Annotated in this window: 24 protein-coding genes; 10 read left to right on the top strand and 14 right to left on the bottom strand. The window is 73.1% G+C overall.

All coding sequences use genetic code 11. The features are described from left to right. The first annotated feature begins 46 nt into the window (after positions 1-46). Both FHX75_RS04375 and FHX75_RS04370 read left to right on the top strand, forming a co-directional pair. A complete protein-coding gene (locus tag FHX75_RS04375; protein ID WP_154936774.1) occupies positions 47-1378 on the top strand; it encodes a low temperature requirement protein A in 1332 nt (443 codons plus the stop codon). Between the two features lie 121 nt (positions 1379-1499). Further along, positions 1500-2837, top strand: a complete 1338-nt coding sequence (locus tag FHX75_RS04370) for a serine hydrolase domain-containing protein (protein WP_154936773.1) — start codon at positions 1500-1502, stop codon at positions 2835-2837. A 49-nt stretch (positions 2838-2886) separates the two neighbouring features. Here FHX75_RS04370 and FHX75_RS04365 read toward each other — a convergent pair whose 3' ends face one another. Continuing rightward, complete coding sequence (locus FHX75_RS04365) at positions 2887-3624, bottom strand: YqjF family protein (protein WP_154936772.1); 738 nt, start codon at positions 3622-3624, stop codon at positions 2887-2889. Positions 3625-3786: 162 nt separating this feature from the next. Between FHX75_RS04365 and FHX75_RS04360 the strand changes: the two genes are divergently transcribed. The 7 genes from FHX75_RS04360 (at position 3787) to prfH (ending at position 9995) form a co-directional block, all read left to right on the top strand. Further along, positions 3787-4521, top strand: coding sequence for an FkbM family methyltransferase (locus FHX75_RS04360; RefSeq protein ID WP_154938779.1), 735 nt, complete (start codon positions 3787-3789; stop codon positions 4519-4521). 111 nt (positions 4522-4632) lie between these two features. Beyond that, complete coding sequence (locus FHX75_RS04355) at positions 4633-5562, top strand: hypothetical protein (RefSeq protein ID WP_154936771.1); 930 nt, start codon at positions 4633-4635, stop codon at positions 5560-5562. Beyond that, on the top strand, positions 5559-6014 hold the full coding sequence (locus FHX75_RS04350) for an ABA4-like family protein (protein ID WP_154936770.1): 456 nt from the start codon (positions 5559-5561) through the stop codon (positions 6012-6014). The genes FHX75_RS04355 and FHX75_RS04350 overlap by 4 nt, the downstream gene beginning before the upstream one ends. A gap of 4 nt (positions 6015-6018) precedes the next feature. Beyond that, positions 6019-7257 carry a sensor histidine kinase gene (locus FHX75_RS04345; RefSeq protein WP_154936769.1) on the top strand — a complete coding sequence of 413 codons (1239 nt, stop codon included), beginning with the start codon at positions 6019-6021 and terminating at the stop codon, positions 7255-7257. Then, positions 7254-7880, top strand: coding sequence for a response regulator transcription factor (locus FHX75_RS04340; protein WP_154936768.1), 627 nt, complete (start codon positions 7254-7256; stop codon positions 7878-7880). Before FHX75_RS04345 ends, FHX75_RS04340 begins: the two co-directional genes overlap by 4 nt. Positions 7881-8121: 241 nt before the next feature. Further along, positions 8122-9309, top strand: coding sequence for an RNA ligase RtcB family protein (locus tag FHX75_RS04335; protein WP_154936767.1), 1188 nt, complete (start codon positions 8122-8124; stop codon positions 9307-9309). Next, positions 9306-9995, top strand: coding sequence for a peptide chain release factor H (gene prfH, locus FHX75_RS04330; protein ID WP_154936766.1), 690 nt, complete (start codon positions 9306-9308; stop codon positions 9993-9995). The genes FHX75_RS04335 and prfH overlap by 4 nt, the downstream gene beginning before the upstream one ends. A gap of 142 nt (positions 9996-10137) precedes the next feature. Here prfH and FHX75_RS04325 read toward each other — a convergent pair whose 3' ends face one another. The 5 genes from FHX75_RS04325 to FHX75_RS04305 all read right to left on the bottom strand — a co-directional run bounded on the left by FHX75_RS04325 (position 10138) and on the right by FHX75_RS04305 (position 14582). Then, on the bottom strand, positions 10138-10977 hold the full coding sequence (locus FHX75_RS04325) for an amino acid ABC transporter ATP-binding protein (RefSeq protein WP_154936765.1): 840 nt from the start codon (positions 10975-10977) through the stop codon (positions 10138-10140). Between the two features lie 5 nt (positions 10978-10982). Continuing rightward, positions 10983-11777 carry an amino acid ABC transporter permease gene (locus FHX75_RS04320; protein WP_154936764.1) on the bottom strand — a complete coding sequence of 265 codons (795 nt, stop codon included), beginning with the start codon at positions 11775-11777 and terminating at the stop codon, positions 10983-10985. Positions 11778-11859: 82 nt separating this feature from the next. Continuing rightward, a complete protein-coding gene (locus FHX75_RS04315; RefSeq protein ID WP_246157628.1) occupies positions 11860-12639 on the bottom strand; it encodes a basic amino acid ABC transporter substrate-binding protein in 780 nt (259 codons plus the stop codon). Between the two features lie 441 nt (positions 12640-13080). Beyond that, positions 13081-14139, bottom strand: a complete 1059-nt coding sequence (locus tag FHX75_RS04310) for a right-handed parallel beta-helix repeat-containing protein (protein WP_154936762.1) — start codon at positions 14137-14139, stop codon at positions 13081-13083. Positions 14140-14345: 206 nt separating this feature from the next. Further along, entirely contained in the window at positions 14346-14582 is a 237-nt protein-coding gene (locus tag FHX75_RS04305) for a preprotein translocase YidC (RefSeq protein ID WP_154936761.1), read from the bottom strand. Positions 14583-14894: 312 nt separating this feature from the next. Here FHX75_RS04305 and FHX75_RS04300 point away from each other — a divergent pair, with 312 nt between their 5' ends. Continuing rightward, complete coding sequence (locus FHX75_RS04300; RefSeq protein WP_170285279.1) at positions 14895-17045, top strand: amylo-alpha-1,6-glucosidase; 2151 nt, start codon at positions 14895-14897, stop codon at positions 17043-17045. A 49-nt stretch (positions 17046-17094) separates the two neighbouring features. Here the strand turns inward: FHX75_RS04300 and FHX75_RS04295 are convergent, their stop codons facing one another. Genes FHX75_RS04295 through FHX75_RS04260 form a run of 8 tightly spaced genes read right to left on the bottom strand, consistent with a single transcriptional unit; the run spans position 17095 to position 25625 of the window. Further along, complete coding sequence (locus FHX75_RS04295) at positions 17095-17622, bottom strand: hypothetical protein (RefSeq protein ID WP_154936759.1); 528 nt, start codon at positions 17620-17622, stop codon at positions 17095-17097. 14 nt (positions 17623-17636) lie between these two features. After that, a complete protein-coding gene (locus tag FHX75_RS04290) occupies positions 17637-18440 on the bottom strand; it encodes a hypothetical protein (protein WP_154936758.1) in 804 nt (267 codons plus the stop codon). Beyond that, positions 18437-19678, bottom strand: coding sequence for an MCE family protein (locus FHX75_RS04285; protein WP_154936757.1), 1242 nt, complete (start codon positions 19676-19678; stop codon positions 18437-18439). Before FHX75_RS04285 ends, FHX75_RS04290 begins: the two co-directional genes overlap by 4 nt. Continuing rightward, complete coding sequence (locus FHX75_RS04280; RefSeq protein ID WP_154936756.1) at positions 19675-21087, bottom strand: MCE family protein; 1413 nt, start codon at positions 21085-21087, stop codon at positions 19675-19677. The genes FHX75_RS04285 and FHX75_RS04280 overlap by 4 nt, the downstream gene beginning before the upstream one ends. Next, entirely contained in the window at positions 21084-22331 is a 1248-nt protein-coding gene (locus tag FHX75_RS04275; protein ID WP_154936755.1) for an MCE family protein, read from the bottom strand. Before FHX75_RS04275 ends, FHX75_RS04280 begins: the two co-directional genes overlap by 4 nt. Beyond that, complete coding sequence (locus FHX75_RS04270; RefSeq protein WP_154936754.1) at positions 22331-23314, bottom strand: MCE family protein; 984 nt, start codon at positions 23312-23314, stop codon at positions 22331-22333. The genes FHX75_RS04275 and FHX75_RS04270 overlap by 1 nt, the downstream gene beginning before the upstream one ends. Continuing rightward, positions 23311-24345 (bottom strand): MCE family protein, encoded by a 1035-nt coding sequence (locus tag FHX75_RS04265; RefSeq protein ID WP_154936753.1) that lies wholly within the window; start codon positions 24343-24345, stop codon positions 23311-23313. Before FHX75_RS04265 ends, FHX75_RS04270 begins: the two co-directional genes overlap by 4 nt. Further along, positions 24342-25625, bottom strand: a complete 1284-nt coding sequence (locus FHX75_RS04260) for an MCE family protein (protein WP_154936752.1) — start codon at positions 25623-25625, stop codon at positions 24342-24344. Before FHX75_RS04260 ends, FHX75_RS04265 begins: the two co-directional genes overlap by 4 nt. Position 25626: the final 1 nt, after the last annotated feature.

Raw genomic sequence — 25626 nt, 5'->3', positions numbered from 1 at the left:
CGGCTTCCAATTCGGCCCCCGGCCGGTCCTCGGCTGGCACAGTGGGTTGGTGGGAAACCGGTGGCGCGGACGACTGGGGCCGGCCGTCGGGATCGCTCCGGGCGCCCGGGTGGACCGGTTCGAGGTCTTCTTCGACCTGGTCTTCGTCTTCTCCTTCTTCATCATCACCCGGGCCACCGCCGCCAACATCACCGACCGGCAACTGCTGCACGCCATGCTCGTGCTGGCCGTGCTGTGGTGGTGCTGGGTGGTGCACAGCGTGGTGGCCACCCGGGTGCGGTTGGGCGAAGGCTTCGTCCCGGTGCTGATGGTCGCCGGGATGGCGGCGGTGTTCTGCTTCGCGTTGTCGCTGCCGCAGGCGTTCGACGACCCGAAACAGACGGCCGCCGGGCCGATCGTGGTGGCGATCAGTTACGTGGTGATCCGCGGGGTGCACCTGCTGCTGTACTGGCACGTCGCCAAGGAGCGGCCGGGCGAACGGCGACTGCTGTTGAAGTACTTCCCGGAGCTGCTGGCCAGCACCCTGCTGCTGCTGGGCGCCGCGCTGATCCCGCCGCAGATCGAGGACGCGGGCCGGGCCGCGATGGTACGGGACGGGCTCTGGATCAGCGTCGTCCTGCTCCAGTACGGCGGCGGCCTGGTCGCCGTCGCCTGGGGCTGGATGGTCACCTCCGCCGAACACTGGACGGAGCGCTACGACCTCATCCTGATCATCGCGCTGGGTGAGTCGATCATCTCCGTCGGCGTCGGCGGCAACCTCCTCGGCCAGCCGGTCACCTGGCCGGCGATCGCCGCGGCCGTGCTGGGCATCGTCTTCACCGCCGCCCTGTGGTGGGCGCACTACGACGTGGTCGCACCGGCCGCCCGGATCGCGCAGCACGTCGCGCAGGGGCGCGCCCGCGTGTCGATGGCCCGCGACGCGTACGCCTACCTGCACCTGGTGATGATCGCCGGGGTGATCCTGTTCGCCCTGGGGGCCGAGGAGATCGTGCGGCAGATCGCCGACCCGTCGATCCACCTCGCCGAGCCGACGCACGGTCCCGGCGTACCGCTGCTGTTCGGCGGGGTGATCTGCTACCTGTGCGCGGACATGCTGTTCCAGCTGCGCACCCTGCGCACCCTGTCCTGGAGCCGGGTCGGCACCGTGCTCGTGCTCACCGCCGCCATCCCGGTCGCGACGCACCTGCCGGGGTTGGCCGCCTTCGCCCTGCTGACCGCGATCTGCGTGGCGTTGGTGGCCGTCGAGGTGGTGGTGATGGCGGACGCGCGGCGGGCCCTGCGGCAGGCCGCCCTCAACGAGCGGGCGACCTACGAGAAGCACGAGGCCGACTGGCGCGCCCGCTGGCACGAACAGGCCGCCGACGAGCCACCGGCCTAGCGGGTGCGTCGCGGTCGGTGACCCGGCCGACGGCGTGCTCGACGAGGCGTCAGGTGGCGACGGCCACGGCGTGTTGCGGACGACGGTGTCTCCGCACCCGCCGGCCTGGCATGATCCAGCCATGCCGGTCAACCGTCGCTCGCTGCTCGGACTCGGGCTCTCCGCCGCCACCGCGGCGCTCGCCGGCTGCCGGGCGGCACCGCCGGCGGGCCACGCCGGCTCGTGGCGGACGCCGGGCGCGGCGGCCCCGGGCCAGGGCGCCGCCGCGGTCACCGGGCCGGTCGTCCGCACCTCCCCGGTCAGCCGGCGGCTGACCACCGTGCTCACCGGCTACCTGAAGCCGACCAGCCAGAACCCCGCCCACCCGATGTACGCCGGGGCGGTCGCGCTCGCGCTCAACGGCGGGCAGCCGTACGCCGAGGCGGCCGTCGGCGAGGCCCTGCGTTTCGGTGCCGGGCCGGTCCTCCTGCCCGCCGGCGAGCGGGTCCGGATGCGCACCGACTCCATCTTCGACCTCGCCTCGATCACCAAGGTCTACACGGCCATCCTCGCCCTGCGGCAGGTCGACAAGGGCCGACTCGACCTCGACGCGCCGGTGGTGAGCTACCTGCCGGAGTTCACCGGCGCCGGCAAGTCGGCCGTCACGGTGGCGATGCTGCTCGCGCACACCAGCGGGCTCCCGGTGGGTGCCTCGGTGACCGGCTACGCCACGCTGGCCGAGAAGTGGCGGGCCGTCCTGGCCACCCCGCTGGTCAGCGGGGCGATCCCGGGCCGGGTGTTCCGCTATTCGAGCGTCGGGCTGATGGTCGTGGGCAAGCTGGTGGAGAAGGTGACCGGCCAACGGCTCGACCAGGCGCTGAAGACCGAGCTGACCGAACCGCTCGGCCTGCGCTGGACCGGCTTCAACCCGAACACCTGGCTCAGCGCCACCGACCGGGCCACCCGGCTGGTCGCCACCGACGCGCGCTCCTCGCGGGGGCTGCTCCGGGGCGTGGTGCACGACGACGTGGCCAACCACCTGGGCGGCATCGCCGGGCACGCCGGCATCTTCAGCACCGCCCGGGAGGTCGCCGTCATCGGCCAGTTGCTGCTCGACGGCGGCACGTACGGCGGACAGCGGATCCTGGCCGAGAGCACCGTCCGCCGGATGCTGACCAACGCCAACGCCGGGCTGCCCGCCGTCGACCCGGAACGCCCGAACCGGACCGCCGACCACGGGCTCGGCGTGGTGCTGCACCAGCCGTGGTTCATGGGTCGGCTCAGCACCCCCACCACCTTCGGGCACACCGGCTTCACCGGCACGTCGCTGCTGGTGAGCCCCGCCCGCCGGACCGTCTTCGTGCTCCTCACCAACCGGGCCCACCCGAACTGGAGCTGGGCCAACCCCGATCCGGTGCGGGTCGCGACCGCCAGCGTCCTGGCCCGCCTGCCCATCCTGTCGGCCACCGGCACCAGATGACGGCGGCGCGCCGGTCCCGTCCCACCTCGCCGAGCGACGGGCGCCGCGGTCACTCGGGCAGGGTGACCGGCGGACCGAACCGGACCGGGACGCCGGGCGAATAGAGCACGCTGGCCGGCGGTCCCGCCGGCGGCGGCAACCCGGCGGCGGCGACCAGTTCGTCGTCCAGGCGCAGCAGCTCGGCCCGGTGCAGCGGCCAGCGGGGATGCCAGTTCGGCAGGTGCAGCGTGCGCCCGTACGCGCGGGTGTGCAGCCCCCAGCGGGCGGTGACGAAGTGCTCCAGCGGGGTCGGCTCGGCGATCGGCTCCCTCACCCGTACCACCATCCGGCTCGACGCTCCGACCGGGCCGGGCCAGCGCCGCCGGCACCGGTAGGTGTAGCGGTCACCGTCGCGGTCCAGCCGCATCGCCGACCACAGGTACGGCAGTCGCAGGGTCGCCCGGGCGACCAGCACCGGCACCAGCCGGGACGCGTCGAGCGAACGGAACACCACGGCCCGCCGGCCGGTGTGGTCGACCGAGTAGAGCCGGACGTTGGTCTCGGCGAAGCTGCCGAAGTACGGCACCCCCGGCCCGGTGCCGAGGCCCAGCCCCACCATCCGGAAACCGATCAGGCCGACGTAGCTGAGCCCGTCGAGCGTGTCCGGACGGGTGCCGGCGGGCAGCAGGGGCGCGACCAGCTCCGGCGCGACCGCCCAGTGCAGGAAGGTGAGGTGCTCCCAGCGCTGCCCCAGGATCGCCCGCCGGAACCGCTGCTGCGGGGCGCAGTCGACCGGCTCGATGTTCACCCACCCATCCTGCCCCGTCCCTCGGCCGGCGTAGCCTCCCCCGCCCGGCCGAGGATCGCCTGACTGTTGTCGATTGCCGGCGTTTCCGGGCCCGGTCCGGGCTACGGTCTTCCGGTGAGGGCTCGTACCCGCGCGGTGGAGGCACTCAAGGCTGATCCGGCCATGTCGTCGCTGCGCCGGTCGCTGGAGTCCTACTACGGCGATCCGGCGCGCGAGGCGGCGATGGACGAGTTCTACGCCCGCTTCGTCCGGCCCGGCGACGTGGTCTTCGACATCGGGGCCCACGTGGGCGACCGGACCGGCAGCTTCCGTCGCCTCGGGGCGCGCGTCGTGGCCGTGGAGCCGCAACAGCTGTGCGCGCGCGCCATCCGGCGCATCTACGCCGGGGAGGACGACGTCGTCGTCGTCGAGGCGGCCTGCGGAGCGGACGAGGGCAGCGTCCGGCTGCACGTCAACTCCCGCAATCCCACGGTGACCACGGCGTCCTCGCACTTCCTCCAGGCGGCGCACGGCGCGGGCGGCTGGGAGGACGAGGTGTGGGACGCCACGGTCGAGGTGGCCGCCACGACGCTCGACTCTTTGATCCGCCGTCACGGCACGCCGGCCTTCGTCAAGATCGATGTGGAGGGCTTCGAGGAGGCGGTGCTGGCGGGGCTGAGCCGCCCGCTGCCCGCGCTGTCCTTCGAGTTCACCACGATCGAGCGGGCCGTGGCGCGGCGCTGCGTCGCCCGCCTCACCGCGCTCGGCTTCGAGGCGTTCAACGTCGCGTTCGGCGACGAGATGGCCCTGGCCTTCGGGGAGTGGCTGTCGGCGCCGGAGCTGGCGGAGCGGCTCCGGTCGCTGCCCCACGAGGTCAACTCCGGGGACGTCTACTGCGTGGCGCCGACCGCCGGGTAGCGCCCGTGCGCCGCCTCCTCCCGAGGGAGGAGACCGGGCTCCGACCGCCGGCCGCAACCGGGGCCCGAGGTCGGGCGCGGCCCGACGACCGGTTCACGAGCATCTACAGGTATGACTACCTCGTTGCGCCGGGCGGCACACTGGCACCGCCCCATGATGGTCTTCGTCGCGGGGATGGCGGTGCTCGCCGTCGTCGCCGCGATCGGCATCGTCGCCGATTCCCGCGTCCTCACCGGCGTCCCGATCTGGCTCAAGCCGTTCAAGTTCGCCGTGTCTTTCGTGCTGTACGGCACCACCCTCGCCTGGATGCTCTCCCTGCTGCCGCGACGCAGCCGGACCGCGGAGCGGGCGGGCACGGTCACCGTCGCGATGTCGCTGGCCGAGATGGCGGTGATCGTCGGGCAGGTGCTGCGCGGCACGACCAGCCACTACAACGAGACGACCCCGCTGAACGCCGCGCTGTGGCAGGTGATGGGCGCGTCGATCATGGTGCTCTTCGTCGCGCACCTCGTCATCGGCATCGTGGTCCTGCGGCAGCCGATGGCGAACCGGGTCGCCCGGTACGCGGTCGGGTGGGGGCTCGGCCTGTCCCTGCTCGGCATGCTGGCGGCGATACCGATGGTGGTGCCCGGCCAGGACGTGGCGGCCGAGGGGATCGCCGGAGCGCACAGCGTGGGCCTACCGGACGGCGGACCCGGGCTCCCGCTGGTCGGCTGGAGCACCACCGGCGGGGACCTGCGGATCGGGCACTTCGTGGGGCTGCACGCCCTGCAGGCGCTGCCGATCCTGGCGATCCTGCTGAGCCGGCTCCTCGGGACGTGGCTGGACGAGCGCAGCCAGGTGCGGCTGGTGGTCGTCGCGGGCGCCGCCTACGGCGTACTCACGATGCTGTTGACCTGGCAGGCGCTGCGCGGACAGCCGCTGCTGCGGCCGGACGCCCTCACGCTGGCCGCCGCCGCGGCGCTGGTGGCCGCGACCGCGACCGCCGCCGCGTTGGTCCTCGTCCGCCGACGCCGCCCGGAACTGGCGCTGGCCGCATGACCGCGACGCTGTTCACCCTGACCTTCGCGCTGGCCGCGCCGTTCTGGGCGCTGATGCTGCTGCTGCCGCGCTGGTCCGGGACCGCCCGGATCATCTCGTCCCCGCTGATCGTGCTGCCGGTCCTGGTGAGCTACGCGCTGCTGGTGCTCCCGGCGCTCGCCGACGTGCTACCGGCCGTGACGGCGCCGACCCTGCCGGGGGTACGCGACCTGCTCGGCAGCGCCGACGGCGCGGCGGCGGCCTGGGCGCACATGGTCGGGTTCGACCTGTTCGTCGGCCGGTGGGCCTGGCTGGACGGTCGGGACCGGGGGGTGCCGGCGCTGGTGATGGCTCCGGTGCTGGTGCTGACGATCCTGCTCGGGCCGCTCGGGCTGGCCGCCTACCTCGCCGTCCGGGCGAGGTGGGCCCGGCCGGCGGTCGTTCCGGCCCGCGAGCCGCAGCGCCTAGGCTGACCCGGTGGGGTGGGTGGGACGGCTCTTCGACGCGCGCGACACGTTCGCGCGGATGCTGCTGCTCGACCTCAGCGGCGTCGGCTACCTGGTCTTCGGCGCCCACGCCGGACGCTCGCCGACGACCACACAGTGGAGCCTCGCGCTGGTCGCGTTCGCCGTCGGGCTGGTGTGCCACCGCCGGGCGCTGGTCAACCTGGTGGCGCAGGCCGCGCTGCTGGCGGTCGCCATCCAGCTCGTCGACGACACCACGATCAACCAGGTCGGTGCCAGCTGGGCCCTGTTGGAGCTGACCATGCGGGCGGACCGGCCGCGGATCATCTGGCTGGCCGCCGGGCTGCTGGCCGTGGTGGACCTGACCGACTCGATCGGCGACCCGTTCCGGCGGTTCCTCTCCGGCGTCTTCGGGCTGACCGTGGAGGTCGGCGTGCCGCTGCTGCTCGGCCTGGTCATCCGCACCACCCGAGAGCTCGGCCGGCAGGCCGAGGAGCGGGCGGCGGCCGAGCAGCGCCGGCGCGAGTCGGAGAGCCGCGCCGCCCGCGCGGACGAACGCAGCGCCATCGCCCGCGAGCTGCACGACGTGGTCGCGCATCACGTGGCGTCGATGGTGCTGCGGGTGGGCGTGGCCCGGCACGTGCTGACGGAGCTGGATCCGCGGGTGGGCGAGGTCTTCGACGACGTGCACGGCACGGGGACCGCCGCCCTGGCGGACCTGCGCCGGCTGGTCGCGGTCCTGCGCGACCCCGACGGGGTACGCGGTGACGCGGCGCTGACCGCGATCGAGCCGGCGGCGCTTCCGGCGGCACTCGGTGCGGCGGTCGACCGGGCCCGCCAGGCCGGTGTCACCGTGGAGGCCGACATCGACCCGGCGGTCGGTTCGCTCGACGCCGTCCGGGGCCTGGCGGTGTTGCGGCTGACCCAGGAGGCACTGACCAACGTGGCCAAACACGTCGGCACGTCCGCCCGGGCGCGCCTGGCGGTGTCGGTGGTCGACGGGGCCGTGCACTGGGAGGTCCGCGACGACGGGCGCGGCCGGGTGCCGGCGGCGGTACCGCCTGGCGGCGGCCACGGCATCACCGGCATGCGCGAGCGCGTCGAGGTCCTCGGCGGCCGGCTGGAGGCCGGCCCGACCGGCGCGGGCTGGCGGGTACGCACCGTGCTCCCGACCGCCGCGTCGACCGCTCCCCCCGGCCCGCCGATCCCCCGCGCCGGCTCGGCCGCACCGCACGAGACGGAGCTCGCATGATCCGCGTCCTGCTGGTCGACGACCAGCACCTCATCCGCGCGGGCCTGCGCATGCTCTGCGACGCCCAGCCCGACATCGAGGTCGTCGGCGAGGCCGACAACGGTCGCGACGCGATCACCCTCGCCGCGCGGCTGGTGCCCGACGTCGTCGTGATGGACCTGCGGATGCCGGGCGTCGACGGGATCACCGCGACCAGCCGGATCCTCGCCGACCGCCCCGCGACCCGCGTGCTGGTGCTCACCACCTTCGGCGACGACGACCACCTCTATCCGGCGCTGACCGCCGGCGCCTGCGGGTTCCTGCTCAAGGACGCGCCCCCGGCCGACCTGCTCGACGGCGTCCGCCGCGCCGCCGTGGGCGACAACCCGTTCAGCCAGGAGGTGCTGCAACGCCTGGTCCAGCGCGCGGTGCACGCCCGCCCCGAGACGCCGCAGCCGGCCCAGGGGCTGACGGCGCGCGAGCAGGACGTGCTGAACCTGGTCGCCGAGGGGTTGTCCAACACGGAGATCGCCGACCGGCTGCACATCGGCGTCACCACGGTGAAGACCCACATCACCAGCCTGATGACCAAGACCAACAGCCCCAACCGGGTACGCCTGGCCCTGTTCGCCCGCGGCGGCTGAGTGACGCCTGCGCAGGCTGGAAGCGCGCGCTGATCAGGCCAGGCGAGGAGGTGCCAAAGGATCTCCGGGTCGCTTTCCCGCTGGCCCGCGCGGTCGAAAGTCGCTTGCCGCGCACGGTGGGCTCCGGGATGGTGGTGTCCATGACGTTCTGACGGACAGCACCCCCTGCTCCAGGCCACCGCGGCGCCGACCGGCGCCGTCATGCCGCCCGTCCGTACCCTTCCGCGAGAAGCGAGCGTCCTTGTCTCAGCACCACTCCCGGCGGGAGTCCCTGCCGCCGTCCACCCCGGCCACCGTCACCGTGTTCGCCTCCCCCACGAGCTGGATCGAGTCGAATGCCCTCGCGCAGTGCCAGCAGGTGGCCGCCCTCGACGGCATGATCCACGTCGCCGGCATGCCGGACCTGCACCCGGGCAAGGGCGCCCCCATCGGCGCCGCCATGGCGTCGACCGTGTTGTATCCGTTCCTGGTGGGCTCCGACATCGGTTGCGGCATTGCCGTGTTTCCCATGAAGCTCAAGCGCGCCGCACCCGAGAAGCTCGCCGCCCGATTCCCCGACCTCGACCGCCCGCTGGACCCCGAGCGGGATGCCGACGACCCGGCCTGGGCCGTCGTGGAGGGCGACGTTCCCGCCGGTCACGTGGAGGGCCTCGGAACGGTCGGCCGGGGTAACCACTTCGTCGAGCTGGCGCGGATCGAGACCGTCTTCGAGCCGGGCCACGCGAGCCGTCTCGGGCTCGCCGCCGGCGACCTCGTTCTCATCGTCCACAGCGGTTCCCGAGGGCTGGGCGAGCGGATCCTGCGGGCGCACACCGAGGTCCACGGCGCGGGCGGCGCCCCTGATGCCGCGGCCTACCTGGCGATGCATGACGACGCCGTGCGCTGGGGTTCGCTCAACCGGCGGCTGATGGCGGCCCGGGTCGCCCACGCCCTGGGAGCGGAACCCACCGAGCCGATCGTCGATCAGTGCCACAACCTGGTCGAGGTCCGCGACGGGGTCTACCTGCACCGCAAGGGCGCGGCGCCGGGTGACGGCCGCGACGTGCTCATCGCCGGTACGCGAGGCACTTGCTCCTACCTCGTGGCCGCCCACGCCGGCCCGGATGCCAACCACTCAGTCGCCCACGGAGCGGGCCGCAAGATGTCCCGGGCGGACGCCCTGCGCCGGGGCCGGGCCAAGCACACCGTCGAGGAACTGCGCCGTACCCCGGTGGGGTCGCTGGTGGTGTGCGGGGACCGTCAACTGCTCTTCGAGGAGGCACCCACTGCCTACAAACGCATCGAGCAGGTGATCAGCGACCTCGTCGACCACGACCTGGCCACCCCCGTGGCCACCACGGTCCCCCTGGTCACCTACAAGACGCCCGACATCGGGTCCACGTCCCGACCGGACCGCCGGAACCACCGCCGTAAGCGGGGCCGGCCATGAGCGTCCACCTGCTCCTGTCCGCCGGGCGTGGCCCGCAGGAGTGCGCCTGGGCGCTAGCCCAGCTGCTGGGCCGTCTGACGGCCGACGCCACCCGGCAGAATCTGGTGACCCATCGGGTCCAGACCGTACCCGGGGACCGGCCCGGCACCTACCGGTCGGCAATGGTCGAGATCTCCGGCGCCGGCGCCGAGGCGTTCGCCGCCTCGTGGAGCGGAACCCTGTGCTGGCAGGCCCCCAGCCCCTACCGCGCGGACGCCGGCCGGAAGAACTGGTACGTCACCGTCCGACCGTGCCGGGTCGACAGCCCGGTCACGCCCTTCACGGAAGCAGATGTCGACATCGTCGCCTGCCGTACCGGCGGCCCCGGCGGTCAGCACCGCAACAAGGCCAGCACGGCGGTACGGGCGACCCACCGTCCCTCCGGCCTCGTCGTCGTGGTCGACACCGAGCGGCAGTTCAGCCTCAACCGCCGCATCGCCATCCAGCTGCTGCGCCAGCGCATCGAGCACGGCGACGAGACAGCGCGACGCGCCGCCACCACCGCCCGATGGCGCATCCACGACGAGCTCGTACGGGGCAACCCCACTCGCATCGAACGTCCGCATCCGTCCGGACAGGACACGGCCACACCGCATCGGCCACGCCAGCGACGGCGGCAGTCCGCACAGCCGCGCTCACCGCGGTAGGAACATCGCATCCGCCACCAACGGGATCGACAGAGCGGGAGCGGCGGTCAGGAGAAGCTGATGCGGGGCGGGTAAATGCAGCGGCGTGCCCATGCCCGCCCTCCGGGCCGGTTCCGGCACCGGAGGTCAGGATGAGCGGCTGTCACAGGTTGTGGCGGTCGTCGGCCGGCAGGCGAGGCGGTTCCGGCGGCTCGGGCGACTGGTCAGGCTGGCCAAGCTGCGCGACATGGGTCGGATCGAGGACCCGGGAGAGGAAGGAGCGGGTCCGTTCGTGCCGAGGCGCACCAAGCACCTCCTGCGGCGGCCCCTGCTCGACCACCACGCCGCCGTCCATGAACACGACCCGGTCGGCGACGTCCCGGGCGAACGCCATCTCGTGGGTGACCACCATCATCGTCATGCCGTCCTCGGCCAGCTTGCGCATGACGGTGAGCACGTCGCCGACCAGCTCCGGATCGAGCGCGGAGGTCGGCTCGTCGAAGAGCATCAGCTTGGGGTCCATCGACAGCGAGCGGGCGATCGCCGCCCGCTGCTGCTGCCCGCCGGAGAGCTGCGCCGGGAACGCGTCGGCCTTGTCGGTCAGGCCGACCCGCTCCAGGTTGTCCCGCGCGATCCGCTCGGCCTCGGCGCGACCGCGCCGGAGCACCCGGCGCTGGGCGATGGTGAGGTTGTTCAGCACGGTCAGATGCGGGAAGAGGTTGAACGACTGGAAGACCATGCCGATGCCGCGGCGGACCGAGTCGATCTCGACATCCGGGTCGGTCATCTCGACCCCGTTCACCCAGATCTTGCCGGCGGTCGGCTCCTCCAGCAGGTTGACGCACCGCAGCAGCGTCGACTTGCCGGACCCGGACGGCCCGATGACGCAGACCACCTCGCCGTGGCCGACCTCGAAGTCGATGCCCTTGAGCACTTCGAGCGGCCCGAAGGATTTGTGCAGGTCGCGGATCTCGACGGCGGGCCGGGGTTGGATAGTCGTCATGTGGGTCACCGAGCCTTGGCGTAGCGGAGTTCGAGGCGTCGTACCACCTGGGAGAGGGGCAGCGTGATGACCAGGTAGGCGAGGCCGGCCACCAGCAGCGGGGTGGCGTTCACCCGGTCGTTCAGCGTGTCCCGACCGAACTTGGTGACCTCGATGGTCTGCGCGGTCACACCGAGCACGTAGGCGAGCGACGAGTCCTTGGTCAGCAGGATGAGTTCGTTCGTGAGCGGCGGGATGACCACCCGGAACGCCTGCGGGATGACGATGGTGCGCATCGCCGTGAAGTGCGACATGCCGAGGGTGCGCGCCGCCTCCATCTGCCCCTTCGGCACGGCCTGGATGCCCGCCCGGATGGTCTCGGCCATGTACGCCGCAGCGGTCAGTCCGAGACCGATCGCGATCGAACCGAACACCCCGCCCGGAATCTCGCGCTCCGGGAAGGCGATGGGAATGCCGTACCCGACGAGAAAGAGCACCAGCAGCGCGGGCAGACCCCGGAACAGCTCGATGTACGCCGTCGCCACCCAGCGGTACGGAGCGATCCGGGACAACCGCATCAATGCGAGGACGGTGCCGAACACGAGGCCGAAGGCGAACGCACCCAACGTGTAGAGGATCGTGTTGCGCAGCGCGACGGTGATGATCGTCGGGAACATCGACTTGATGATGTCGACCCGGAAGAAGGCCTCCCGCAACCTGTCCCAGTCGGCGGCAAGAATCACCACCGCGATGATGGCGATGAAGGCCAGGTACTGGAGCCAGAGGGACAGCCGCTCTCGCTGGCGGCGTCGCAGCTTCACCGTTCGACGCTCCTTGACTGTGCGGGGGTTGCCGAGGCGGAGGGCGCGCGCCAGGCGCGCGCCCTCCTGCCGGGTGCTTGAATCACGCGTTCGGCAGCTTGCCGATCCACTTCTCGTAGATCTTGTCGTAGGTGCCGTCCTGCTTGGCCTTGGCGAGCACCTCGTTGATCTTCTTGAGCAGTTCCGGGTTGCCGTCCTTCTTCACCGAGAACCCGTACTGCTCGCCGGTGTCGAACTCGGCCGCCACCTCGAAGCCGCCGGCGTGCTCCTTGATGTACTCGGTCCAGACCGGCAGGTCGTTGATGGCGGCCTCGATCTGACCGTTGGCGAGGGCCTGCTGCAGGGCCGCGAGATCCTCGAACTCGACGAGCTGCAGGCCCTTCTCCGCCTCGAACTTGCGGGCGTAGTCGCGGCCCGTGGTCGCCGCCTGGACGCCTAGCTTCTTGCCCTTCAGGTCGTCGAGAGACTTGTACGACTTGCCGGTCTTGACCAGCATCGCCTGAGTTGCGTCGAAGTAGGGATCGGAGAAGTTCATCACCTTCTGCCGTTCCTCGGTGATCGTCATGCCGGCGGCGGCCGCGTCGCACTTGCCCGTGTTCAGGTCCTGGCCGGACTTGATCCCCTCGAACGGCGTGTCGACGATCGCCTGCTCGACGCCAAGTTCCTTGGCGACCAGGTCCATCACGTCGACGTCGAACCCGATCACCTTGCCGCTGCCATCCTTCGACTGGAAGGGCGCGTACGGCAGGTGGGTGCAGACGGTCAGCTTGCCCTTCTCGACGAGCTTGACCCCGCCTGCCTGGACCTCGCCCTCGTCCTTCTTGGCACATCCCGCGCTCACCGCGAGGGCGGCGATCGCCACGATCAAGCCAGCCTTACGGACTGCGCTGTGGAAAGTCACGCTGTGTCCCTCCGGTTCGGCGCCCGTATGACAGGCAGCCAGTGTTGGTGCAAAGACGATGTGACAGGCGACGGTACCTGATTCGGCAGGACGTACCTAGATCACGCCGGCTCTTGAGCCGATCCTGCAGTCGTCACGGTCAGTAAACCCCGGCATTAGGTATGAAACCGGGTGCCAGTGGGCGGCGCCAGCAGACCCGGTCATGCTCGGCCGGCACTTTCGCCTGCCCCGGTCAGGCCGCGTACCGGGCGGCGGGCGGCGGGCGGCGGGCGGCGGGCGCCATCGCCCGGTCCGCGGAGCGCCGCCACCGCCCCCGTCCCGCGTCTGCGCCGACCGCGGCGAGCACTTGCGCGGCCCGGGCCACCGGTGCCGCTGCGGTAACCCGCGCGAGGCCGCGGTGGGCTACCGGGCGGTCGCGCAGCTGCCGTCGGAGTCGGTGTTGCCGCCGAGGTCGACGATGCGCGCCCGGACGGCCCGGCAGTTGCCGGGACCACTTCGGCTGGTGTTTCCGCTGATCACGGAACCCTTCAGCTCCACCGCGCCGGGTCCGGACCGGTCCTCGGTACTCCCCGGCAGGTAGGCCAGGGAGATGTTGATACCGCCCCCGCCGTCCTCGGCGTAGTTCTCGGTCACCTCGGAGTCGACCACGGTGACGGTACGTACGCCGCGGACGTCAATGCCACCGCCCAGCCCGGCCAGTTCCCCCGGGCGGGTGGGGTCGTGCGGATTGCTGACCCTGTTGCGGGTGATCGTCGACCGCTCGACCAAGCCGACCGAGTCGAACCGCAGCCCGCCGGCCTCACCCGCCTCGTTGTCGTCCACCAGGCTGTCGCGCAGGGTGAAGGAGGTGAACGGGATGCTCTGGACCGCGCCTCCGAAGCGGGCGCTGTTGCCGGTGAGCCGGACCCGCTCCATCGTGAGGTCGGATGCGTTCAGCGCGGCGCCCCCGCCGTAGTAGTTGTAGACCGAGGCGACCGGGGCCGACACGCCGCCGGTAATGGTGAGGTCCGAGATGGTGGCCGGTCGCAGGACGGTGAAGACCCGGTCGAGCCGACCGCCGTCGATCACCGTTCGGTCCCGGCCGGCGCCCACGATGGTGGTGGGCTTGAAGATCTTCAGGTTGCCGTGCGCGGTGTCGGCGAGGGTGTAGTCGGTGAAGGCGCGGCCGGCCAGCGGCGGGATGCGCAGGGTGTACCGCCCGGCGGGGACCACGATGGTCGAGTCCGACTGTGCGTTGGCCTCCATCACCGCAGCGCGCAGCGTGCAGACGCCATCGGCGGTGCGGCACCGCCCGTCCCCGGGCGTCGGATCAGGAGCGTCGGAGGTGCTGTCCACTTCGAACCTCCCCGGCGGCGGGGTTACCGCGCTGCCCCAGGCGGGGGCGCCGGGGACGACGACGACGGTCAACGACAGGGTCAGTGCGCCCGCGGCCAACCGCGGCGCATTCATCAGGTTCTTCATGCGCCAATAGCTACCGCCGGGCAAGCCCGGTAAACGAGCGGAGAACCCCAAAGGGTGTGAAGCATCGCATCCGACCCGTTAACCATCGGTTCATCACGGTCCGCTATCCAGGCGACGTGGACCGCCGGGCACGGCTGCTCGCTGCCGTCGAGTGCAGTGGTGTGCACGCTGGGCTGGTGGCGTACCGCTGTCAACCGGTGGACGGGTCAACGGGCGGCGTCCGGGTGCCCCCGCATGCCGGAGCCGCCGGCGCTGCCACCGGAGGAGCCACCGGCCACGCCCGACCCGTCGTCCTCGGTGACCAGGTCCGGGCGTACGTCGGTGTCGTCCGGGGCCGGGACCTCGGTGTCCGCCTCCACCTGGACGAGGCGGGCCTGGCCGGCCTCGTTCTCGGCGTGCTCCGGATCGACCGGCAGCTCACCGTCCCGCGCCCTGTACCCCACGGCCGTCTCCCGTCGGTGGTGGATCTGTCCGGCGACGGCTACCCGCCGCCGTCGGGGCGAAACCTCACCCGCGGGGCTCCTGCCCGGATCCAGGCCCACCGGGCCGAGATCGAGGGGGCCGACGTCCCCGCCGAGCTGGTGCGGGTGCACCTTCGGAGAAAGAGTGGCCTTGGAAGCCGGAATGACCACTCATTCTCTGAAAGAGGGCGCCGGGAAGCGGCGGGTGTACGGGCGGCGCGAGCGGGTAGGCAGGCCCGCCCGACCGGCGGTACCCGTGCCCGGGGCGAATCGCGGATCAGGGGGTGGGCGCCGGTGAGCCGGGTCCGGAACCTGCGCGTCCGCCCCGACCTGCTGTACGTGGCGAGCGGGTGGAGCACCCTGGTCACCGACGTGCGCGGCCGGATCACCGGCGCCGACCCGCAGGGCTTCTTCGCGCGCAACACCCGGGTGCTCAGCGTCGAGCGGCTCACGATCGACGGCCGGGAACCGGTCGCGTTCAGCACCGCGAACGTGGGAGGTCACGCGCAACTGTCGTACGCCGAACTCGGCGACGGCGAGGCGCTGCCCGCGCAGGCGGCCTACCTGCTGACGGAACGCTTCGTCGGCGACGGGCTGCGCACCCGGCTGACCGTGGTCAGCTACGCCGCCCGGCCAATCACCCTGCCGGTGCGGATCCACCCCGCCGCCGACTTCGCGGACACCGGCGAGGCCGAAACGGGACGCCGCCGGCAGTTCGGCGACGTCGACCGGACGTGGGACCCGGCGCAGCGGGAACTGCTCCTGACCTACCTGCGCGACGACCTGGACCGGGCGGTGGCGATCCGGGTACGCGCCGACGCCCCCGTCCGGTACGTCGACGGCGCGCTCGCCGTCGAGGTCACGGTGCCGCCGGGTGGCAGCAGCCGGGTGGATCTCCTCGTCGAGCCGGTCTTCGACGGCGAGCGCCTGGTCGCTCCGCCACCGACGTTCACCGGCCCCACCGACGCCGCCACGGCCGCCGGCGCCCGCCTCGCCCGCGAGTTCACCCGGCTGAGCAGCAGCAACTTCGACGTCACGGCGGCCTGGCGGTGCGCGGTCGACGATCTGACCGTGCTGCCGCTCGGCGAACCGGCCGGGCCGACGGCGCCGATGGCCGGGTTGCCGATCTACCAGGAGATCTTCGGCCGGGACACGATGACCGCGTCGTGGCAGGCGCTGCTGGCCGGGCCGACGATGTTGGCGGACAGCCTGCGGCTCAACGCCCGCCACGTCGGGCAGCGCGTCGACGACCGGCGCGACGAGGAGCCGGGCAAACCGCTGCACGAGGCCCGCCTCGGCCCGGTGTCGGTGCTCGGGCTCGACCCGTTCACCCACTACCACGGCGACTGGTCCACGGCGCCGGACTTCCTGGTCTTCCTCGGGCAGTACCTGGCCTGGACCGGGGATCTGGACACGGTGCGGGAACTCCTGCCGACGGCGCACCGCGCCCTGGACTGGCTCGACCGGTACGGCGACCTGGACCGCGACGGCTTCCTGGAGTACCACTGCCGCGCCCCGTCCGGCCTGAAAAACCAGGGGTGGAAGGACTCGGACACCGCCATCGTCGACGAGCACGGGCAGGTGGTGCCGAACCCGATCGCGAGCAGCGAACTCCAGGCGTACTGGTACGCCGCGCTGCGGCACGCCGCCGTGGTGTTCGCCACGACGGGCCGGCCCGCCCTCGGCGCCAAGCTGGTGGCCCGGGCCCGCGCGTTGCGCCGCCGCTTCCACCGGGCCTACTGGATGCCCGATCAGGGCTGCTACGCGATGGCGCTCGGGCCGGACGGGCGGCAGGTGCGGTCGGTCAACTCCAACGACGGCCACCTGCTGACCACCGGCATCGTGCCGACCCGGGTCGCCGGCCTGGTCGCCCGCCGGCTGCTGGCGCCCGACATGTTCAGCGGCTGGGGGGTGCGCACCCTGTCGGCGGCGCATCCGGCGTACAACCCGTTCAGCTACCACCGGGGCAGCGTGTGGCCGGTGGAGGCGGGCACGATCGGTCTCGGCCTGGCCCGGTACGGCTGCTGGGCGCAGCTGCACCGGTTGGCGGAGGGGATGTTCGCCGCGGCGGCGCTCTTCGACGAGCACCGCCTGCCCGAGGTGCTCAGCGGCCTGCCCCGCGACGACGCCCATCCACATCCCGGCGTCTATCCCGACTCCTGCTCGCCCCAGGCGTGGTCCGCCAGCTCGGTGGTCGCGCTGGTCCAGGCGCTGCTGGCGCTGCGCCCGGCCGCACCACTGCGGACGATCTTCGTGGACCCCCACCTGCCGGAGTGGCTGCCGGACCTGACGCTGGAGGGCGTACAGGTGGGACGGGCCACCGTCGACCTCAGGGTGCGCCGCCGGCGCGGCGGACGCACGTCGATCCGGGTACGGGGCGATCGGCTGGCGGTGGTCCGCCGCCCGACGGTGCAGGCGACGGCCACCCGCCACCCCCGCTGTTGACCGCCGGTCCGCCGTCCACCCCCGTGAGTCGCGGGCCGCCGACGCCGGCTCAGATGGCGGTGGCCCTGGCGACCTTCCACTCGCCGTCGACCGGGACCAGGGTGAGCACCACCCGGTTCTGGTCGACCTTCTCCCCCGCCGTGTTCACGTTGCGCCGGTACTGGTTGAGGTACACCAGCAACTCGACCCGCTCGGTGGTCGCGGTCACCACACCCGTCGAGGACACCTCGGCCGCCACGACCGCCTGCTGCGCGGTGGCGGTCTGCTTCAACGCCGCGGTGGTCTGCGCGTACTCCTGCGCGAACGGGCCGGTGGCGAAGGTGCGGCCGTTGGCCACGCTGTCGTCGAACGCCCGGTAGTCGTAGGAGAAGATCGCCTTGGCGGCGGCGGGCGCGGTGGCCAGCGCCTGCCGTACGGCGGTGTCCCGCCGCTCGGCGCGGTGGTCACCCCACCAGGCGAGGCCGGTGACCGTGGCCGCCAGCGCGATCGCGACGGCCAGCGCCGGGACGAGCCGGAGCCGGGCGGGGCGCCACCGCCGGGCGCGCAGCCGCCGCGGAAATTCGACCAGGGTACGCACGGTTCCTCCCTCTCTCATCCGACGAACTGCAGGCGGGACACCAGCCACCGGCCGGAGTCCTGGTCGCGGACCATGTCCAGCTGGATGCGGTAGTGCGACAGCCGCCCCTGCGGGGCCTTGACGTTCTTGACGGTGGCGTCGACGGCCACCAGCACCACCGCGCGGCGGCGGTCCCCGGAGACGAGGCCGGCCCGCAGCACCGACCCGCGCGAGTCGACCTTGTTCTCCACCACCGCGGTACGCACCTGCGACTGGCCCCGGACGAACTCCTCCTTGAAGTCCCCGGTGGCCCCGGCCGTGATCCGTTGGGTGTCCCGGTCGACGCTGGCCGCGCTGACCGAGACGAAGTTGACGCTGGCCTGCTTCGCGGCGGCGAGGGCCTCCTGCCGGGCCTGGTCCGTGGCCTGGTGGACGTACCACCGGTGACCGGTGGTGCCGGCGGCGGCGAGCGTCGCGGCGAGCACGGCCACGAGCAGGCCGACCAGCAGCCGTCGGCGTCCCGTCGGCGCGTCCCCGGCCGCCTTCGCGGCACCGGCGTCCCCGGCTCCCTGCGGCGGGCCGTCCACGCTCGCCGGGTCGTCCCCGCCGGCCGGGTCCTCGAACTCCGCCGGGTCGTCGACCTCGGCCGGGTCCTCGACCGGCTCCCGGTCGAGGCGTTCCAGCAGGTCCTCGATCGGCGCCACCGATGTGGGCAGCTGGCGCGGGACGACCCGGCGCCGCGAGGCCCGACCCGGCACCCCGGGCTTCGCCCCCTTGATCACTTTCAACGTGTGGTCCCTCCGGGCCTGCATCGCCACCTCCTCCTTCGCGCCGGTCACGGGGTCACCCCGGCGAGCAGCAACTGCTTCCACGACTGGTCCCCGGCCATCCGGGACTGCCCGCCGGTCCCGCCGAACTGCAACGGTCGCCCGTCGGAGCCGAGCACCAGGCCGGTCGCCGGGTCGTACCCGCTCGTCTCGGCCGGTCCGGACGCCCCGGGCGCCGGTGCGGGTTCCCGACCCCCGGGTCGGGGCGCGTTGGCGGCACCGCGCACGCTGGCGCCGGCCGCCCGCTCCGCCGCGCTGCACCTGGTGCCGCCGCCCCGGTACACGCAGGACGGCGGGTCGTCGAGGTTGACGACCAGGCCGAGGTGGGCGGTGCCGTCGCCTGGGGTGACGGTGAAGCCGCCGGCGACGGCGATCGGGTACACCACCAGCAGGTGCTCGATGCCGGGCAGCCGCCGGGCCGCGATGCCGTTGACGGTCACCAGGTTGCCGAGCAGGGTGCCGACCGCCGGTTCCAGACCGCGCAGCAGAGCGACCAGCTCTTTCCCGGCGGGCGGTCCGGCGGCCAGCAGCCGGCGCAGGTCGGGGTCGGCGGCGCGGACGGTGGCCGCCAACTGGGCCAGGCCGGCCGCCCAGCGGCGCAGCGCCTCGGCCGACTCGGCCTGGGTGGTGAGCACGGTCCGCCCGTCCTCGATCAGCGCGAGCGTCTCCGGCAGCCGGGCGGACGCCTCGGCGAGCAGCAGGTCCCCGGCGTCGAGGATCCGGGCCAGCGCCTGCTCGTTGCCCTCGAAGGCGGTGCCCAGCTCGGTGATCAGCACGGTGAGGTCGTCGGGGTCGAGGGAGCGGACCAGGGCGTCGAGGTTGGTCAGCAGCGTCTCCGGGGCGAGCGGGAGACCCGTCCGGTTCGCCGGGATCACCGAGCCGCCGGCGAGGTACGGCCCGGTGTCGCGCTCCGGGCGCAGGTCGACGTACTGCTCGCCGACGGCGGAGCGCTGGGCCACCACGGCCCGCAGGTCGTCGGGCACCCGGACGTCGCGGCGCAGCCGCAGGTCGGCGCGGACCCCGTCGCCGCGCAGGGCGACCGCGGTGACCCGGCCGATCGGCACCCCCCGGTAGGTGACCGGGGCGTTCGGGAAGATGCCGCCGGCGCGGGCGAGGTCCAGGTGGACCAGGTAGCTGCCGCCGAACAGCCGGTCACCCAGCCCGACGTACTTGATCCCCACGTAGCCGACACCGAGGACGCTCACCAGCACGAAGGCCAGGACCTGCAACTTCGCGGTACGTCCGATCATGGCCGCAGTCCCCCTCCGAGCAGGTCCGGCAGGTCGCCGAGCTGTCCGGTCACCGCGCCGGTCACCGGCAGCACGCACGGCGCCGACAGGACGGTGCCGGCGGGCAGTTCGGTGCCGGCGGGGAAGGCCGTTCCCGGCGGCACCAGTCCCTTGGGCAGGATCAGCCCGCCGAGGGGCACCGTCGAGCCGGGCTTGAGCAGCACGCAGCCCTCGGGCAGCAGGCAGTCCTTCGGCGGTGTCCAGGTCGCCGGGAAGTCCTTCGGGTCCGGCAGGCACTCGGTGAGCGGCAGCCCCGGGAGCGGGCCCGTCCCGTCGCCGGGACGCGGGACGGTGGTCGAGCCGCCGGCGCTGGGCCGCCCCGGCGGGCGGGGCGCCGTCGGCGACGCGGCCCCCCGGGCCGGTGCCGGCGCGGCGGCGACCAGGTTCGCCAGGATCGAGGCCGAGTCCAGGTCGGCGGTGACGGAGAGGTTGACGAAGTCGCCGACGATCGCGCCGGTGACGTTCGGCGGGAACGGGAACGACAGCATGAAGTCCAGCGACTTCGGCAGGTCGTCGCCGGCGCGGACCAGCTGCTCCAGGATCGGTTGCAGCGCCCGGACGTCGGCCAGGGTGTCGTCGCGGCTGCGGTTGACCACCCGGGTGCCGACCTCGCCGAGTTCACCGAGGGCGGTCAGCGCCTCGGTCAGCTGGGCCCGCTGGCGGGCCAGGACGGTGATGCCGGGAGCGAGCGAATCCACCGCCTCGCCGAGCGTCTGCTTCTGGCGGGCGAGCCGGCCGCTGAGCCGGTCGAGGGCGTCGAGGGCGCGCACCAGGTCGGCCTTCTGCTTGTCCAGCCCGCCGATGAAGGTGTCGAGCTGACTCAGCGCGTCCCGGACGGCGGGTTCGCGCCCGTCGAGCGCGGCGCCGAGCTCCTGGTTGATGGTCCGCAGCTGCGCCAGCCCGCCACCGTTGAGCAGCAGCCCGAGAGCGGCGAGGACCTCCTCCACCTCGGCGCCGCGGGCGGTGCGGGACAACGGGATGACGTCGCCGTCGACGAGGCGGGCGCCGGCCGGGGCGGTGGGTGGCGCCGCGAGGGTCACGTACTTCTCACCCAGCAGGCTGCTCTGCCGCACGGCCGCGGTGGCGTTGGCGGGCAGGCGTACATCGGCGTCGACGCGCAGGGTGACCCGGGCGGTCCAGCCGGCGAGGGAGATCTTCTCGACGCTGCCGACGGTCACGTCGTCGACCTTGACGGCGGCCTGCGGCACCAGGTCGAGCACGTCGCTGAACTCGGCGGTGACGGCGTACCCGTCGCCCCTCGGGGCGCCGCCGGGCAGCGGCAGGTCGGCGAGCTCGGGCAGGCCGCACCCGGCCGGGAGCAGTGCCGCCAGCACCGCCCCGGCCAGGACGCGCAGCGTCCGGGCGGTCATGACACGCCCCGCAGGATGCCGCCCAGGGTCGGGTCGCTGGTGATGGTGGAGCCGCCCGGCGCCTGGTCGGGGTTCGGCGCACCGGGGGAGCTGATGGGAGGTCCCGGTGAGGACCCGCCGATCTCCGGGGCGCCGGGCGGCAGCTTGAGCAGCTTGCGCAGCTGGTCGGTCATGGGCAGCCCGCGGGAGTGCAGGGTCTGCGCCAGGGCGAGGCACTTCGCGGGCACCTCGGCCGCGGGGAGCTGGTCGACCATCAGCGAGCAGGCGAAGCTCGCCGGGTCGTACGGGCCCATCGCGTTGTCGCGGGTGTCCAGGGTGCCGGAACGGGGGTTGTAGGCGAGGTTCAGGTTGCTCAGGGCGAGCGGGGCGACGTCGAGGATGTCGATGACCGCCTGCTGCTGGCGGACCAGCACGCCGGTGATCTCCGTCAGCGCGGTGACGTTCGAGGTCAACGCGGTCTTGTTCTCCTTCACGAACGCGGTGACGTCGTCCAGCGCGGTGGCGAGGTTGCGCAGCGCGGCGGCCAGTTCGTCGCGGTCGCCGGCGAGCTGTTCGGCGACGTCGGCCAGCTGCCGGTTGAAGGCGCGCACCTGCTGGTCGCTGCGGGCCAGGGCGGTGGTGAAGCGTTGCAGGTTGGCCACCGAGCCGAACAGGTCCTGCCGGCCGTCGGCGAGGGTGGTCAGCGCCCGGGACAGGCCGTCGAGCGTGTCGTGCAGCTCCTGGCCGTTGCCCTCCAGGTTGGCGCGGCCGGTGGCGACCAGGTCGGACAGCGCCCCGTCGCGGTTGGCGCCGGTCGGGCCGAGGGTGCGGTTGAAGTCGTCGAGCGCCTGGTAGATGTCGTCGATCTCCATCGGCGCGGCGGTCCGCTCCAGCGGGATCTCCGCGCCGTCGGTGAGCGCGGCGCCGCCGGCGTAGGCGGGGGTGAGCTGCACGTACCGGTCGCTGACCACGCTGGGCGGGACGATCAGCGCCTGCGCGTCGGCGGGTACGGAGACCTCCGGGTCGTAGCGCATGGTGACCTTGACCGCGCGGCCCTGCGGGGTCACCGCGACCACCTCGCCGACCCGTACGCCCAGCACCCGCACGTCGGATCCCGGGTACACCCCGACGGCTCTGGTGAACCAGGCGACCACCTGCCGTGGGGGTGTGCCGTCGCGGAGGACGACCACGCCGGCGGCGACGGCGACCAGCAGGGCGGTGGCGACGGCGAGAGGGCGTCGCCAGCGTCGGATCGGACCGGGCATCAGCGGCCTCCCGTCGTCGGCACGTACGGCTGGAGCAGCCCGGAGACGTACGAGTCGAACCAGCGGCCGTTGCCGACCACGTTGGCGAACGCGGTGACGAACGGGCCCATCCGCTGGATGGTCCGTTCGAGGTCGTCCCGGTTGCGCTGCAGGATCGCGACGACCTCCCGCAGCTTCCGCAGCGCCGGGGCCAGCCGGGCGCGGTTGTCGGTGACCAGTCCGGAGAGCTGGGTGGCGAGGTCGTCGGTGCCGACGAGCAGCTTGTGGATGGCGTCGCGGCGCTTGCTCACCTCGCCCAGCAGCGCCTCGCCGTCGGCGACCAGCTTGCGGAACTCCTCGTCGCGGGTGGCGAGCACGGCGGTGACGTCGCGGGCCCGGGCGAGCAGCGCCCGCAGCTCGGCGTCGCGGTCGGCGACGGTGCGGGAGAGCCGGGAGAGCCCGACCAGGGAGGCGTTGACGCTGCCGGGGGTCTCGGCGAAGGTCTGCGACAGGGTGGTGAACGCGGCGGCGAGCTGGTCGGTGTCGACCTTGTCCAGGGTGTCGGCGAGCCCGGTGACCGCCTGCACCACGTCGAACGGCGCGGCGGTGCGGGCCAGCGGGATCTGGCTGCCCTCGCGCAGCCGTCCCGGCCCGGCCGGGGACAGCGCCAGGTACTTCTGGCCGAGCACCGTCTTGATCCGGATGGTGGCGCCGGTGTCGGTGCCGAGGCGGACGCTGTCGTCGTCCACCCGGAACCGGACCCGGACGTAGGGCGCCGTGTCGCGGGCCAGTTCCACGGCGGTCACCTTGCCCACCCGCACGCCGGCGACCCGCACCTCGCTGCCGGTGGCCAGGCCGCTGGCGTCGTGGAAGGCGGCCTGGTACGCCCGTCCGGTCAGCGCGGCCAGCCGGTCGAGCTGGAAGGCGCCCAGCAGCGCGGCGACGACCAGGGTCAGCCCGACGGCGCCGACGACGACGGGGTTGCGTTCGCGGAACGGTGTCACTGGCTGCCTCCGGTGGCACAGCGGGCGGCCGGGGCGCTGAAGGTGGGCAGGTCGAGGGGCGCCCGGCCGGTCACCGCCACGTTGCCGTCGAAGTCGCAGAGGTAGAAGTTGAACCACGAGCCGGTGGAGGCGACGCGGGTCAACTTCTCGTACCGCTCGGGCAGCCGCCCGAGGGTGCCGTCGATGACGGCGGCGTTGCGGTTGAGGTTGCCGGCGAGGTCGTCCAGGGCGCGGACGTCCGCGGCCAGCGGTGGTCGGACCTCCTCGAGCAGCGAGGCCGTGGCCGTGGTGAGCTCACCGAGGCTGACCAGCGACTCGCCGATGGCCTTGCGGTCGCCGGAGAGGCCGGAGACGAACTGCTGCAACTGGCTGATGCTCTGGTCGAGGTTGCGGTCGCGTTCGGCGAGCGTGGCCAGGACGCTGTTGAGGTTGGTGATCACCCGTCCGATGACGGCGTCCCGGTCGGCGAGGGTGTTGGTCAGCGAGGCGGTGCGTTGCAGCAGGCTGCTCACCGTGCCGCCCTCGCCCTGCAGCACCTGGATGATCTCGTAGGCGAGCTTGTTGACGTCCTCCGGGTTCAGCGCGGTGAACAGCGGCCGGAAGCCGTTGAACAGCACGGTGAGGTCCAGCGCGGGCGTGGTCTGGTCGAGCGGGATGAGCCCGTCGGCGCGCAGTGGCCGCCCCTCCCCCGGCCCCTCGCTCAGCGCCACGTACCGCTGGCCGACCAGGTTGCGGTAGCGGATCTTGGCACGGACGCTGGTGGCCACCGGTACGTCGGGGGTGACGGTGAGGGCCACCTCGGCGATGGTGTCGTCGACGACCCGGATGGTCCTGACCCGGCCGACCTTCACCCCGGCCACGCGGACGTCGTCGCCGGGGAGCAGCCCGGTGACGTCGGTGAACCGGGCGCGGTAGGTGACGCCGCCGGGTGGGAAGGCGCCGAGGGTCTGCGCGAGCAGGGCGGTCAGCGTCAGCGTCACAGCGGCGAAGACCAGCAGCTTCAGCAGGGGCGCGATCGTGCGGCCGCTCATCGGGCGTTCACCACCCCGCCGCGCAGCAGCGGTCCCCAGAGCAGGACCGCGATGTCGGGGACCTCCGCCGGCGGGGTGCCGGTGACGGCACCGACGAGCGGCTTGACCAGCGCGCGCTCCTCGGCGGTGGCGGCCCGGCCCATGGCCGGCGAGCCGATCCCGGGCAGGGCCGCGGCCGTGCCGACGGGCAGGGGGGTACGCGGGCGGGCGCCCTGGCGGTCGTACCCGTCGTTGACGGCCACCTCGGGCGCCGGCTGCGCCGGTCGGGGCAGACCGTGGCACCGCGGGCCGTCGTGCGCGCCGTAGACCGGCTCGTCGCGTCCCCGCTGGAACTTGCCGCCGTCGCGGGTGACCTCGAGGGTGATGTGCATCCGCCCGCCGGCGAAGACCTCCTCGACGCGGGGTTGCAGGGCGACCAGCCCGCGCATCAGGCAGGGGTACTCGGGGGCGTAGGTGGCGAGCAGCTCCAGCACCGGTCGGCTCACCTCGCCGAGCGCGATGAGCTGGTCGCCGTGCCGGTCCAGGAAGCCCCGGGTGACGTCGGCGGTGGCGGTGGTCTCGGCGAGGAACGCCGCCAGTTGGTCGCGCTGGTCGACGACGGTGCGGGCGGTGACGGTCACGTCGCGCAGCAGGGCGAGCAGGTCGGGCAGCGCGACGTCGTAGCTGTCCAGCACGACGGCCAGCTTCCGGACGTCCTCGGCGATGGTCGGCATGGCCGGGTTGAGTTCCCGCAGGTAGGCGTCGAGCCGGGTGATGTTCGCGCCGAGCTGCTCGCCGCGCCCCTCGAGCGCGGTCGAAAGGGCACCCAGCGTCACGGCGAGCTGTTCCGGTCGCACCGCCTGCAGCAGCGGCAGCGCCTGGTCGAGGACCCGTTCCAGCTCCACCGCGGTACGGCTGCGGTCCTGCTGGATGACGGCGCCGTCGCGGATCGGCGGCGCGGTGCCGCCGGTGGGCGGGACGAGTTCGACGTACCGCTCGCCGAAGAGGGTCTTCGGCAGCAGCCGCGCGCTGACGTCGGCGGGGATCAGCGGCGTGGTACGCGGGTCCAGCGCGAGCCGGATGGCCGCGCCGGCGCCGGTGCTGCCGACCGAGCGCACCTCGCCGACGACGACTCCGCGTACCTTGACGTCGGCGCCCTCGTTGAGCTGGAGCCCGGCCCGGTCGGCCCGCAGCGTGACCCAGGCGACCGGGGTGAACGCCTTGCGGTACTGCAGCACGGAGCCGGTCAGCGCCGCGGTCAGCACGGCGATGAAGACGATGCCGAGAATGCGATGTCTCATG

Source organism: Micromonospora palomenae (assembly GCF_007829925.1).
In the GTDB taxonomy this organism is placed as follows: Bacteria; Actinomycetota; Actinomycetes; order Mycobacteriales; family Micromonosporaceae; genus Micromonospora; species Micromonospora purpureochromogenes.
The sequence above is the reverse complement of the archived record's forward strand: the minus strand, read 5'-3'. Positions and strand labels throughout refer to the sequence as shown.